Raw genomic sequence first — 12758 nt, 5'->3', positions numbered from 1 at the left:
TTTCATTCTTGCCTTGTCCACTATTATCCTATTCATCTGGCCGATTCCGCATCCATCATAGGGAGGTCAGGATACTCTAACGGTGGCGGTTACGGCTTCGGTTCTTTCGCTTTAATCGTTGTATTGTTTATTCTATTAATTATCGTAGGTACTAGGCTTCTAAGTCTGCAGTACAGCGCCGTAAGACAATATCATTGTCCTGCGGCGTTTTTTTAGTTGTTTTCTTTATTTTTCAATCCCTATCCGAAAGCCCTGTCCGCTGCGTTTATGCAGCATATCATAAAGTAATCTCACAGGGAGGTGGCATCAGATGTCTGGTTACGGAAACTCTTTTGCTTTGATTGTTGTGTTATTTATCCTCTTGATTATCGTGGGAGCTGCATTTTTTAACGGAGGCTACTAAGAAAAAGGAATCTCCATGAATCAGGCGGCGCCGTAAGATTCATATCCTGCGTCGCTGTTTCTTTAGAAGAAAACCCCTTCTCTTATGGAGAAGGGGCCTGGTTCTTACGTCATTCCTCTTTCTGTGACATGGAAGTCGGATGCTTCAGCATGTGCAGAGACGCCAACCGCTGTAAAAACAGCTGCTGCAGCCAAACAAATAACAAATAACTTAGATTTCAATTTCATACAAACCTTCACTCCTTTGTATTTGTTTTCTTGCCTCTTCAACTCTAAGAAAGTAGGAAGCAGACAGTTCAAACCATTTTTGTTCATAGTAATATTTTGCTACTTCTAGGGCTAAATCCTCTATATCAGCATACATATTTTTATTTTTTAAGTATTGAAAACATCGTTCGATTCCTTCTGTGTTGGGCTGTGCCTGATATAGGGATTGTAAAAACTCAAATTTTACCGCGTAATCTGCATCGTCTGTTTCTTTAGCATATTCATAGCCCCTCTTGTGATATTCCGAAGCCTTCTCATGTTTTCCGCGTTTATAATAAATAAGTGTTATTAAAAAATATGCCTGAGGCAGAGAATTGGTGATTCTGCTGTTTTCAAAAGTAGAAACCGCTTTCTCAAAATGGTCAATGGCAGGGTCGAGAAGGTCTTGATTGTAATAACACAGCCCCAAATTATAAAATGCTCTTCCAACCAATTGGGCTCTTTGTTCCGCTTCCGCCATCTCCAGCGCCAATTTAAAATGCCGTGCGGCTTGTTCGAAATTTCTCTCATCCATGAGGTTAACCCCGAACACGAAATGGCATTGGATAATCCGAACATTATAGGTTTCCTGCTCTACATAAATTTCGTATGCATTCTTGATATGAATCAATGAAAAGTACGTTTGCTTCATATAATAATAAGCTTCCGCGATTTTAAAATAAAATTCAGCCCGTTCAATATGATCGGAAACAAAAGAAAGTTTTTTCTCCGCCTGTTTGTAATATGTAATGGCAGAAATAAATTCCCGCTTATCAAACTCATACATTCCGCGGAAAAAATTCACATAGTAATCAAGAAGCCCTTTTAGGTCAGCTTGGTTGCTGTCTATATTTCGTGATAATTCAGACAGGCTTGGCTGGTCTTCGATATTTAATTTCTCCAGCGGCTCGAGATAATCAAGCATAAGCTGGTGGCGAAATTCCATTAGTGAGTAATATAAAAGCAAGTTGGAGTCATGCTGCATGTGTTTCAGTTCCTGCTGGATTTCAGCTTTTAGCACCTCGGCATCCGGTACACTGAAGGTCCGGATATATTTGTACCACTCGTTAATTTTTTGACCGACCGCTGAAGAAGGAATTACCCCGCTCTTCATTCCTTCACCCTCTCCCATCAAAAACTGTTTATGTCATATTTTATCATGTTTACAGACTGTCCTAACCCGAAAAACACGCAAACTTTATTTCGGGAGCACGCAATAAAAAAAGGAATACCGAAGCGAGGTGAGAAAGAAGGCGGCAGCATCTGATGATATGCCGCCGCCTTACATGATTTATTGCTGTTTTGCAGGTAAAGGAAAGCGGATAATGAATGTTGTGCCTTCCCCTTGTTCACTCTTAATGTCTATTGTACCTTGATGCATTTCAACAAGCTGCTTGACGATGGAAAGGCCGAGGCCGTATTCTCCGTACGCCGTGTTCGTTCTTGAAATATCAGCTTTATAGAACCGCTCCCAAATATGCTCGATATCCTCTTTTGAGATGCCGATTCCGGTATCTTCAATTTCAATAATGGTCTCTTTATATCCTTCTGTTCCCCGCAGCCAAATTTGCCCGTGTTGCGTAAACTGGATGCTGTTTTTCGTAATGTTCATGAGGATTTGAATTAACCGGTCATAGTCGGCATGAACGATCACGCTGTCCTCCACCTGAATCACCAGCTGATTTTGCTTTTCTTCCGCCTGCTGTTCAAGGTGCTCTTTAATGATTTCGAATACCTCTATCAGCGGAACGTCAAGCTTGTTCAAAGTGATTTGCTGTGATCTGATCTTTTCGTAATCGAGATTTTCTTTAACGAGCCGCAGCATTCGCTTCGTTTCCTCACTGATGAGCGAGAAGCATTTTTCTTTATTTTCCTCTGGAATCGTATTGCTGTTCAGCCCTTCAACCAAACCGTTAATAGTTGTCAGCGGCGTTCTTAATTCATGGGATACATCGGCAATAAACTGCCTTCTCCGCTTCTCAAGCCGGTCGATTTCATCCCTTGACTGCTTTAATTTCTTTGCCATGATATTAAAGTCAGACGCCAGCACCCCGATTTCATCCCGATAGCTGTTTTCCAAGTGAATGTCATAGTCGCCGGAAGCTACTTTATCCGTTGCTTCTCTCAGCTTTTGAATTCGTTTCACATGGAATTTGGAGAGCAGCCAACTGACGAGAATGGTAATGACAAGCGTGCTGATCATCGCGTAAAACATATAGAGATTGACCTGATTAATCATTTGCTCAACGCCGCTGATCGGAGAAATCAGCAGTACCGCACCTTTAAATTCATTGTTAACAAAAATCGGCTGTGCAACAAGGGAAACCTCATCGTTAAAACGGCCATCCGCTCTGTTCATGACCGTCTGCCCTTTTTTCAGCTTCTCCCACTCCGCTTTCTTCAGCTTTTCCCTTGGGTGAAAGTCTTCAGGGTGAAAATAAGGCACCTGTGCTTCATTAAAGATGATAAACTGTGTTTTTCTTGTCCTTAAAATATCCTGATAAGGGTACAGCCGGCGTATATCAACCTGGCCGGTTTGAAATTCGCTTGCAATCTGCACCGCATATGAGGTCAGTTCCTCTACTTTATTTTGGTAGGCAAACTCTTTCACGAAGTGAGAAAAAAGAGAAATAATAATAACAAATGCTAAAATTAATATGCTGACATGGCTCAGCAGCAGCTGATATAAATATTTAATCCTCATCAAATTTATACCCTACTCCCCATACAGTATATAGGAAAGGCCTGTCCTCACTTGCAAGCTTTTTCCGCAGCCGTTTAATATGGACATCGACAGTCCGTTCGTCTCCGTAGAACTGATAGCCCCATACCTGCTCTAGCAGCTGCTCTCTGGAAAACACCTGCCGCGGGTTCTGCACAAGGTAATAAAGCAGGTCAAATTCCTTAGGAGTAAGATTTTCAACAGGCTTTCCGTTTAAAAATACTTCTCTTGTCTTTTTATTAATTTTAAAGCATTCCGATTCAATCGTATCTTCTTCCACTGCCGCCTTGCCCGTCGCCTGATATCTTCTGATCACGGCTTTGATGCGGGCAACCAATGTCAGCGGGCTGAATGGCTTCGTCACATAATCGTCCGCACCCATCTCAAAGCCGATCACCTGATCTGATTCGGTGTCTTTGGCAGTCAGCATGATAATCGGAACCGTGCTTGTCTCCCTTATTTTTCTGCAGATGGTTACGCCGTCCATAGACGGGAGCATAATATCCAGAATCACCAAATCCCAATTTCCTTCCGCAAAACGCTGATACCCCTCTAAACCGTCATGAACAAATTCAGCTTCAAAGCCTTCCTTAAAAAAGAACATTTCTGTCATCGTACAAACACTAACGTTATCTTCTATCATTAAAATTTTCATTGGTTCCTCCGATTGTTTAGATGCTTTTTTTATAATAGCACCATTTTATACAGAAGATTTTGGGTTTCACAATTGTTAGTTTTTATTTCATCAACTAGAAATAGATTGTTCATATTTTTTTCATACCTTTGGACTACTATAAATTTATCAACAAGCGGGCCTGCCTCACAGGCGGTCTTATCCATAAAAATACCTATACGGAGGAACATAATGAATTTTATCAAACGGGCTTTTTGGAACATGAGGGCCAAAAAAGGAAAAACGTTTTTGCAGTTATTTGTGTTTGCAGTCATTTGTATATTTGTTCTGTCTGGCCTCACGATCCAGTCAGCAGCTCAAAAATCCAGCGACCTTGCCAGACAGGAGCTGGGCGGAACCGTTACGCTTCAAGTTGACCGCCAAAAACAAATGGAGAAGCAGCAGGACAGCGGTGAAAAACGCAGCTTCGAATCTACACCGATAAAAGTGTCTGATGCCAATAAGCTGACAGCGCTTGATCATGTGAAGAGCTACAACTTCATTACGTCAGCCTCAGCCAACGCCGGAAATTTCGATGCGATTGAAAGCTCAAGCTCTAGTGATTCGAGCACAGACTCAAGCTCAAGCGATACAAAAGGCGCTCCAATGCAAGGCGGAAAACAATTGGTTCAAGCCGATCTTTCGATTGAAGGTGTCATCAGCACGTCGCTGTTAGAGGAATTCTCTGACGGAGATGCAAAAATCACAGATGGGCGCGCGATTACAAAATCTGATGTCGGCAAAAAAGTCACAGTGATCAATGAAACATTAGCAGAAGAAAATGATCTAAGCGTTGGGGATTCCATCACAATTGAATCAGCAACAGACGAAGACACAACAGTCAAACTGAAGGTTGTCGGTATTTATAAAACAACGTCTTCAGGCGATGACCAAGCCCAGAATTTCTCATTCTTAAATCCTTACAATAAGCTTTACACACCTTACACAGCAACAGCAGCTCTGAAAGGTGACGATTATAAAAATACGATTGATTCAGCTGTTTATGATATGGACGATGCTGAACATATTGATGCATTCGTTAAAGCAGCGAAGAAAACGTCAATTGACTTTGATACGTTTACATTAAATACAAACGATCAGCTTTACCAGCAAATGGTCGGCCCGATCGAAAATGTAGCTTCTTTCTCTAAAAACGTTGTGTACCTTGTATCAGCGGCAGGCGCTGTCATTCTAGGCCTCATTGTCATGATGTCAATCAGAGAGCGCAAATATGAGATGGGTGTGTTAATGGCGATCGGTGAAAAACGGTGGAAGCTGATTGGACAGTTCTTAGCTGAGGTTCTGATCGTGGCTGTTATCGCGATTGGCATTGCATCATTGACGGGAAATCTAGTTGCGAACCAGCTCGGAAATCAGCTTTTATCCCAGCAGATCAGTTCATCAACTGATTCAACACAAACCGCAAGCGGCCAAATGCCCGGCGGCGGGGGCGGCATGGGCCGCGGAATGTTCGGCCAAAGCTCTTCAAACGCGGACGTCATTGATTCACTGAATGTGGCCGTTTCTATGAACGATATGCTTGTTCTCGGCGGAATCGGAATGGTAATCGCTGTGATTGCAACGCTGCTGCCGTCTATTTCAGTACTGCGGCTCCACCCGAAAACAATATTGACTAAACAGGAATAGAAAGAGGCGAATCGAATGAGCTTATTAGAATTTCAACAAGTCGGCTATTGGTATAAAGACAAAAGCCAGCCCTTGTTTCAAGATATAAATATCAGCTTTGAAAAAGGTAAATTTTATACAATCGTCGGCACTTCAGGGACAGGAAAGACGACCTTCCTTTCTCTGGCAGGCGGACTTGACGCACCTAGAGAAGGACAAATTCTTTTTGGCGGAAAAGCTGTTTCCAAAATCGGACTGGCGAATTTCAGAAATAAATACGTATCAATTGTCTTTCAGGCGTACAACCTGCTTCCATATATGACAGCTCTGCAAAATGTGACAACCGCCATGGAAATCACAGGTTCAAAGGAAAAGAACAAAGAAGCATATGCGTTGGAGATGCTGGAGAAGGTCGGCATCAACGAAAAACAAGCCCGGCAAAAGGTGCTGACATTAAGCGGCGGACAGCAGCAGCGTGTTTCCATTACAAGAGCATTTTGCTGTGACACCGATTTAATCGCAGCTGATGAACCGACCGGAAACCTTGATGAGGATACGTCAAAAGAAATTGTGCGGCTCTTTCAGGATTTGGCGCACAAAGAAAATAAATGCATTATCATGGTGACGCATGATGAACAAATTGCAAGGGTATCTGACATGAACATCAGACTTTCACGAGGAAGCTTTACTGTGACGGAAAACGCCGCAGTCGTATAAAAAAACGCGCCTCTGCCAGTGCAGACAGGGGCGCAACCTATATCCCCCTTTTATATAGAAGTGAACGGTAAAAGAGCGGCGGCTGCATCCCCCCGCTCTTTTTATTGTTTCTGTTTATCAGCCTGCTTTGATTTCTCTCTTCTTTTCTTTTTCCAAACAGCGAGGATAAACAGAAATAATGGAAACAGCAATTGAAAGGGCAAATGAATGTACAGCGGCACTACCTTCAGCCCTTCATGTAAATGCTCTGAAAAGTTGGCGGCAATTGTGATAGAGAGGATGAGTATGCCCAGTCCCATTGGATATGCCAGCTGTGAAGGTTTTTTTTCCTTAAAGAGAGTGGACGTACCCACCACCACCGCATATAGATAGAGGCTGACTTTAAAGAAGCCGCCGATAATCAGTGCCAGCATAAAAAAGATATCAAGCCGATCCAGAAATTCTTCCACTTTGATTGTCTGAATCGTACTTAAAAGCGGAAACTGCGATCGCAATGTCAGATCAACATCAAGCACACTGATATTAATTGCTACGGTAAGCGCCACAACCAATCCGCTGATGACCATAGCAAGCATCCCCGTCTTTTTGACATTCTTGCGATCATTGAGATTGGGGAAAATCATGACAAATAAAACAATTTCACCAAACGGAACGTACATGGTTTGTGTAAAAACAGAATGAATAACAGGGAAAATTCCGTCTGCTAAAACCGGTTTTAAATTTTTCAGATCGATAGAACCCGATACAATGATCAGCACGAGACCGAGCGCACCCAATAGATACATGGCCCCGAAGAGAAGCTCACCCGCCCTCGCCAGCACTTCAATTCCTTTTCTGACGGCATATATGCTGACCAACATTAATAAAGCATTTACGATGATAATCGGAGTATCATGGTAAGCAAATGTCAGCAGCATTTCTCCGAAATCACGCAGCACCCGGGCGGCAATATATGCAAAATATAAGATATATAGAAACGAAAAGGTCCAGCTCAGTTTTTTTCCGAGCATATCATCCATGTATTCTTTTGGGGAGAAATCCGGATAGCATTGATAGATCCCCTGATACAAGTAAAAAAGAAATAAACCAACTGCACAGCCTAATAGCACAGCGATCCAGGCATCCCGGCCCGCCATTGTTCCCGGGGTAATCAATAAGGAGCTGCCCAGCTCAAATATGATCATCATGACAAACAGCTGCCTAATGCTGATTTTGGCTTTTTCCATCTGTCACTTCTCCTTTCTCGACCTATTTATCGATTAAGCTGGTTTCTGAGCGGATTATTTCGCAGCCCTGTCCTTCTGATATAGGTCTCCGCCTTTACATCGACAGGCAGATCAGGCAAATATTCTTTGTCCCATGTATCCCTCATTTTTTCCCACTGCTTCGGATACTTTCTGTATATCGTGTCTCCGAATCCGATGAAGTCAATTTTATGTTCCTTTATGTTTTCAACCGCATGGCTAATTTCCTTTTCCAGCTGTTTGTTGAGTGCTTTTTCGATATCGGCTAACACCTTTGGATCAGACAAATGAAATGGATATTTTACTGCGTCTATTATGCCTTCAACCGTCACGTGAACATGAATACGGGGACGGCCGTTTCGTATCTCCGGCGTAAGCTTTGTTGCCTGATGCGTGACCTGTAAGCTTACCGCATCTTTTGTCTTGCCCCAATCAGCATTAATAAAGGTGTGCTGGATTTGATTCTTAAGCCAGACGATCCCAACGCTTTCCTTATCCTCTATCCAATATTTTAAATGGCCTGTTTTATCAAACACCGCCAGACCGTTCGCCTGAAGAATGGCTTGCGGGTCAGTCGCCTGTGTGTTTTCCAGGCTGACTCCTTTTTTATCGTCCCCGATCATCCTGTATCCGGGGATCACCGGCGCTTCTGTGGTGATGGCAAGTGTTTTCAAGACATCTTGGATACTGGTTTTAATCACCCGCCCATATTGCGCTTGCGTGAAGTCGAGTGTTTTGTTGACTTTATTGGACGGAATTTTATCAATCGGCGTAAGCGTTTTGACGATGTTTTCGGCTTTCGTTTTATGGGCGATGACAATCGTTGCCGTTGTCCTGAATTCCGTATCACGGTCAAGGTTGTCTAACACAAAATTCAAACCTTCCTCTCTCGCCAGCTTTTCACTGACCACGACCAGGTTGGTATGCGCAAAGTAAAGCCGCCTGGATACTTTCATAGAGGCTTTCCTCAGCGCTTCCGTCATGTTGTCGCCTACTATGGAATAGACGGATATAGGCGGTCTGTCCCCCGCACCCCCGCCCTGAAGCCCTCCGGCAACGTTTCCGGGATTAATGATCTGAAAGTGCAGGACGTAGTTCCCTTCATTTGTCCGATCAATACCGATTGCCGAAATAATCGCAAGATCTGTCAGCTCGCGCTTATCCCAGCAGCCGGGCAGCACAATGATGCTCAAAAGCATGATAACAGCTAATACACGTTTACGTATCATCATGATCTCCTTCTCTCAACTCTTTGTTCACCATTCCGCGTGAACCATCCGGCTGAGGACGCTGGTCTTTCCCCTGGCGGACCTTATCTTTCTTGCTGATGGATTCGGGCCTTTTTTGATCGGCCCACCAAGGAACACGGAACAGCGTGTCTTTCACGCCTTGTGAAGAAAAGGGCGCAAGCGGCGACATATAAGGAACACCAAAGGAACGCAGGCTGCATAAATGAACAAACATCATAATAATTCCTAATACCAGCCCGTAAAAACCCATTACGGCAGAAGCAATGATAAAAATAAACCGAATGAGGCGGGCAGATATCGCCATGGCAAACGCCGGCGTTGCGAAGCTGGCAATGGCCGTTATGGCAACGATGATGACCATTGCCGGAGACACGATACCAGCCTGAACAGCAGCTTGGCCGATAACAAGCGCGCCTACAATGGACACAGCCGATCCCACAACCCTCGGCAATCTGACCCCAGCTTCCCTGAGAATCTCAAACGCAACCTCCATTGTGATTGCTTCTACAACGGCCGGAAACGGAACGATTTCCCGCTGGGCAGCAATGACGACTAACAGCTGTGTCGGAATCATTTCCTGATGAAACGTCGTGGCTGCCACATAAACAGCCGGTGCGACAAGTGAAATAAAAAAGATAAATATCCGCAAAATCCGTATACTTGTCGCAATGTCAAAGCGTGAATAATAATCTTCAACAGACTGAAAAAATTGAATAAATAGGGCTGGGGCAATCAGAACAAACGGTGTTCCGTCCACAACGATCGCAAATCTTCCTTCTAACAGATTTCCTGCGACGACGTCAGGGCGTTCCGTGTGATACATGGTCGGAAACGTCGTAAACGTTTCATCTTCAATCAGCTGCTCGATGTATCCGGATTCCAAAATACTGTCAATGTCTATTTTTTTCAGGCGCTGCTTCACTTCCTTCAGCACCTTTTCATCACAAATGCCTTGAATGTACATAAGCGCGATATCCGTATTGGTCACAGAACCGATTTTCATTTTTTCGACCCATACATTGGGATTTTTAATATATCGCCGAATCATGGAAATATTGGTTTGCAAAGACTCTGTAAACCCTTGGCGCGGACCCCGGAATGACACCTGGGTGCTCGGCTCTTGAATGGAGCGGTGCTCTCCCCCCTGGGTGCTGCAAATAAGCGCCTCATCAGAACCGTCCGCAAAAACCAGCGCATTTCCAAGCATCAATTCAGTGAACAGCTTGTCCCAGCTCTTTTCAGCTTTTACGCCGCCCAGCGGAAGCGTTTTTTCAAGGATCTGCTTCATTGCATGGGCGTTTTGGATGGCTTGATCCTGAATCAAAGGCTCGATTAACGATTCATGAATCGTATTATTATCAACCAAACCTGCGACATAAATAATGGCCAGGTGAACATTATCCTGTTCCCCTGCTTTCACTTCCCGAATGATGACATCAGAGCTGCTTCCGACTTTCTTCTTCACGTCCGCCACATTTTTCGCCAAACTTGAGGAAGCCAGAACAGGCCCTTGTTCTTTTTTCTGCTGATTTCTATCTTCTTGTTTCTGGCTGTCTTTCGTTTCGGTATTTTTCTTTTGCTTAAAAAATGACGGCATACACAAAATACCTTTCCTAATCGTTTTCTCATATTCTTCCTGTTAGCCTCAGGATTATGCATGTGACTGGGCGACCGGGTATAACTCTCTCATAAAGATAGACACTAAAAGCGGAGGGTGATGAAGGATGAAAATATTAGGCGTGACGGCTGTTTTATTAATTTGTTTGTTAGTGATTTCAGTTTCTATGGACATGCTTCAAGGATTCAGTTTGGGAAAAGCCATTTATAATAATATGTCCAGCTTCAAGATGACATCGGTTGCGGAATGGGTGATGCTTTTATTTTTTGTTTTGATATTGGCGAGAGATATATTCGCGATCTATAAATCGAACAAAAAGAGCCCCTAGAGCGAGGCGCTTTTGTTCAGACGATAATATTGCCGTTTACCTTATCTCTGCTGTTATTGGTGATGGTTCCTTTGATGATTCGATTTCCGATAATGGTGGAATTCGTTGAGGTGTCCGTTTGAATAGCCACCGCCGTGCTTGGGGAGAGATTGTTGATGGTGTTTCCTGAAATGATAGAGCCTGAGGAGCCGTTGAGATAAATCACAATTGGTTTGCCGGCTGTTCTATTGACTGATATGGTGTTATCAAAAATATCATGAACGCCGGTGCTGATATAGATGGTTACTAGAAGAGGAGATCTTTCAAAGTGGTTTCCGATTATAGAGGTTTTTGCACTTGTCGTACAGTAAATCGGGTAATTTTTAAAGTTTTTAAATGTATTGTTTTTAATGATCGCGCCAGCATTGTTTGTAACAGAAACGGCATACGACTCAAGGGGCGCTTCAAACGCATCGGGGTTAAGTGTATTTCCTTCGATCACCGCGTTTCCTTGAGTTATCCAAATGCCGCGGCTGAATTTTCTCAGTACATTATCTTTAATAATCATATCGCCTCCTGAAATGTTCACCCCGTCGATGACTTGAATAAGACAGTTATTCAGAAATGCGGTATCATCAGACAGCACCGCCCGAAGACCGGTACTGCGCCTTGTTCCAGAGAGCCCGTTTTGAATCTGGTTGCCATCTACCTTTACGTCGGAAGACTGATAAACCAATATCCCAGTGTTTTCAAAATTGGTGATTTTGTTGTTTGTGACAAGAACGCTCTTTCCCCTGACATCAATCCCGGTTGAAAATCCGGTAATAAGATTGCCAGCGATCACTGCATCACTGCTTTCTTTTCCTTGTGAAACACCCAGTCCGGTAATCCCGACTCTAGGCGCCGAAGCCCCATCTCCCGCCCTTCTGAGAATATTCCCCTTAATAACCGTTTGAGTGCCGTACCCATAGCTGATCGTATTGTCTGAGTGGTTTCCTTCTATTGAAATGCCGTACCCGTTAAAATTGGTCACAGAACTTGAAACGTTTCCATTAAAATAGTTATTGCGAATCGAAACATTGATCGGTTCCTCATAATCAATATTTCCTTCACCATATCCTTCAATGTCAATTCCGAATTTCGGCGCTGTTCCATTTCCCGTTCCGGCATCTTCAATTACGCAGCCCTCCACCGTGACTGTGTCACATCCGGTAATCGAAATGTTATTTCTTCTTGATCGCCGAACCTTACAGCGGCGGATGGTAATGTGCTTTGATGTTCGATAATCGTCATTTGTCTTTAAGCCCCGCGGACTGACAATGATCCCATCTCCGGTAAAATCAGAAATGTTGACATCATCAACGACAACATTCGAACACCCTTCGATACAAATGCCGAAGCCCCATTCATGTGTTGACCTTACTCCCGCTGACGCATACGTATGCTCATCGCGCTCGCCGATAATTTGCCCACCAGAAATGGTTATATTCTCTTGCTTGCCTACATAAAATGCAGAATACCCCCATGAGCTGTTAGGAATGACTTTGATAATACACTCAGAGTCCATGACAATATGAAGATTGCCGGGAACAATAATCCCAGCATTGCGAAACACCTGATTCTTATCCCCTCCAAGCGTCCCGTCAATTAAATATGTTCCTTTCGGGAACCAGACTGTATGGTACCCCTTTGAAACAGCCGCCTTGAGGCATTGATTAATCAGTTCTGTCGAATCCGTTTTTCCGTCCCCTAAAATACCGAAATCTGCTGCATTCAAGATGAATTCAGCCAATGATCCAGCCTCCTCCTGCATGATTGTTACTATGATATTCGCGGCAGCCCGATCCGCTTGTACATTTCTCTATAATTTTATTAAAAAAGTATAAAGAAATACTATCGTTAGAAAATGTAACAAAATGAGCCATAAGGAACAGGAAAAACTCACTATTTTTA

Annotated in this window: 13 protein-coding genes; 5 read left to right on the top strand and 8 right to left on the bottom strand. The window is 43.5% G+C overall.

Annotated features, from left to right (window positions below; translation table 11 throughout):
• The first annotated feature begins 57 nt into the window (after positions 1 to 57).
• Both LJF29_RS17545 and LJF29_RS17540 read left to right on the top strand, forming a co-directional pair.
• Positions 58 to 216, top strand: coding sequence for a YjcZ family sporulation protein (locus LJF29_RS17545; protein WP_229150011.1), 159 nt, complete (start codon positions 58 to 60; stop codon positions 214 to 216).
• A 94-nt stretch (positions 217 to 310) separates the two neighbouring features.
• Positions 311 to 403 carry a YjcZ family sporulation protein gene (locus tag LJF29_RS17540; RefSeq protein WP_026014660.1) on the top strand — a complete coding sequence of 31 codons (93 nt, stop codon included), beginning with the start codon at positions 311 to 313 and terminating at the stop codon, positions 401 to 403.
• A gap of 104 nt (positions 404 to 507) precedes the next feature.
• Here LJF29_RS17540 and LJF29_RS17535 read toward each other — a convergent pair whose 3' ends face one another.
• The 4 genes from LJF29_RS17535 to yclJ all read right to left on the bottom strand — a co-directional run bounded on the left by LJF29_RS17535 (position 508) and on the right by yclJ (position 4025).
• The gene (locus LJF29_RS17535; RefSeq protein ID WP_010333023.1) at positions 508 to 630 is read right to left on the bottom strand and encodes a PhrC/PhrF family phosphatase-inhibitory pheromone; all 123 of its coding nucleotides are present in this window, start codon (positions 628 to 630) and stop codon (positions 508 to 510) included.
• Positions 614 to 1762 carry a response regulator aspartate phosphatase RapC gene (gene rapC, locus LJF29_RS17530; protein WP_168746930.1) on the bottom strand — a complete coding sequence of 383 codons (1149 nt, stop codon included), beginning with the start codon at positions 1760 to 1762 and terminating at the stop codon, positions 614 to 616. Before rapC ends, LJF29_RS17535 begins: the two co-directional genes overlap by 17 nt.
• A gap of 177 nt (positions 1763 to 1939) precedes the next feature.
• The gene (locus tag LJF29_RS17525) at positions 1940 to 3355 is read right to left on the bottom strand and encodes a sensor histidine kinase (RefSeq protein WP_229149897.1); all 1416 of its coding nucleotides are present in this window, start codon (positions 3353 to 3355) and stop codon (positions 1940 to 1942) included.
• Positions 3342 to 4025 (bottom strand): two-component system response regulator YclJ, encoded by a 684-nt coding sequence (yclJ, locus tag LJF29_RS17520; RefSeq protein ID WP_010333020.1) that lies wholly within the window; start codon positions 4023 to 4025, stop codon positions 3342 to 3344. The genes LJF29_RS17525 and yclJ overlap by 14 nt, the downstream gene beginning before the upstream one ends.
• 210 nt (positions 4026 to 4235) lie before the next feature.
• Between yclJ and LJF29_RS17515 the strand changes: the two genes are divergently transcribed.
• Both LJF29_RS17515 and LJF29_RS17510 read left to right on the top strand, forming a co-directional pair.
• A complete protein-coding gene (locus LJF29_RS17515) occupies positions 4236 to 5690 on the top strand; it encodes an ABC transporter permease (protein ID WP_229149896.1) in 1455 nt (484 codons plus the stop codon).
• 15 nt (positions 5691 to 5705) lie between these two features.
• Positions 5706 to 6386 carry an ABC transporter ATP-binding protein gene (locus LJF29_RS17510; RefSeq protein ID WP_229149894.1) on the top strand — a complete coding sequence of 227 codons (681 nt, stop codon included), beginning with the start codon at positions 5706 to 5708 and terminating at the stop codon, positions 6384 to 6386.
• A 101-nt stretch (positions 6387 to 6487) separates the two neighbouring features.
• Here the strand turns inward: LJF29_RS17510 and LJF29_RS17505 are convergent, their stop codons facing one another.
• Genes LJF29_RS17505 through gerKA form a run of 3 tightly spaced genes read right to left on the bottom strand, consistent with a single transcriptional unit; the run spans position 6488 to position 10477 of the window.
• Entirely contained in the window at positions 6488 to 7612 is a 1125-nt protein-coding gene (locus LJF29_RS17505) for a spore germination protein (protein WP_229149892.1), read from the bottom strand.
• Positions 7613 to 7638: 26 nt separating this feature from the next.
• Entirely contained in the window at positions 7639 to 8859 is a 1221-nt protein-coding gene (locus tag LJF29_RS17500; RefSeq protein WP_229149890.1) for a Ger(x)C family spore germination protein, read from the bottom strand.
• Entirely contained in the window at positions 8849 to 10477 is a 1629-nt protein-coding gene (gerKA, locus tag LJF29_RS17495) for a spore germination protein GerKA (protein WP_010333014.1), read from the bottom strand. The genes LJF29_RS17500 and gerKA overlap by 11 nt, the downstream gene beginning before the upstream one ends.
• A gap of 127 nt (positions 10478 to 10604) precedes the next feature.
• On the opposite strand from gerKA, the gene LJF29_RS17490 reads away from it, so the two are divergent.
• Positions 10605 to 10826, top strand: a complete 222-nt coding sequence (locus LJF29_RS17490; protein WP_229149888.1) for a hypothetical protein — start codon at positions 10605 to 10607, stop codon at positions 10824 to 10826.
• Between the two features lie 16 nt (positions 10827 to 10842).
• Here the strand turns inward: LJF29_RS17490 and LJF29_RS17485 are convergent, their stop codons facing one another.
• Positions 10843 to 12597, bottom strand: a complete 1755-nt coding sequence (locus tag LJF29_RS17485) for a right-handed parallel beta-helix repeat-containing protein (protein ID WP_229149887.1) — start codon at positions 12595 to 12597, stop codon at positions 10843 to 10845.
• Positions 12598 to 12758 lie beyond the last annotated feature (161 nt).

It is taken from the genome of Bacillus sp. LBG-1-113, assembly GCF_020708615.1.
GTDB classification, from domain to species: Bacteria; Bacillota; Bacilli; order Bacillales; family Bacillaceae; genus Bacillus; species Bacillus mojavensis.
This window is presented reverse-complemented; position numbering and strand designations above follow the sequence as displayed.

Coding starts and splice junctions, on each gene's coding strand:
- LJF29_RS17500 (WP_229149890.1), bottom strand. CDS start 8,859: ATGATACGTAAACGTGTATTAGCTGTTATCATGCTTTTGAGCATCATT.
- LJF29_RS17505 (WP_229149892.1), bottom strand. CDS start 7,612: ATGGAAAAAGCCAAAATCAGCATTAGGCAGCTGTTTGTCATGATGATC.
- rapC (WP_168746930.1), bottom strand. CDS start 1,762: ATGAAGAGCGGGGTAATTCCTTCTTCAGCGGTCGGTCAAAAAATTAAC.
- LJF29_RS17490 (WP_229149888.1), top strand. CDS start 10,605: ATGAAAATATTAGGCGTGACGGCTGTTTTATTAATTTGTTTGTTAGTG.
- yclJ (WP_010333020.1), bottom strand. CDS start 4,025: ATGAAAATTTTAATGATAGAAGATAACGTTAGTGTTTGTACGATGACA.
- LJF29_RS17535 (WP_010333023.1), bottom strand. CDS start 630: ATGAAATTGAAATCTAAGTTATTTGTTATTTGTTTGGCTGCAGCAGCT.
- gerKA (WP_010333014.1), bottom strand. CDS start 10,477: ATGCCGTCATTTTTTAAGCAAAAGAAAAATACCGAAACGAAAGACAGC.
- LJF29_RS17540 (WP_026014660.1), top strand. CDS start 311: ATGTCTGGTTACGGAAACTCTTTTGCTTTGATTGTTGTGTTATTTATC.
- LJF29_RS17510 (WP_229149894.1), top strand. CDS start 5,706: ATGAGCTTATTAGAATTTCAACAAGTCGGCTATTGGTATAAAGACAAA.
- LJF29_RS17515 (WP_229149896.1), top strand. CDS start 4,236: ATGAATTTTATCAAACGGGCTTTTTGGAACATGAGGGCCAAAAAAGGA.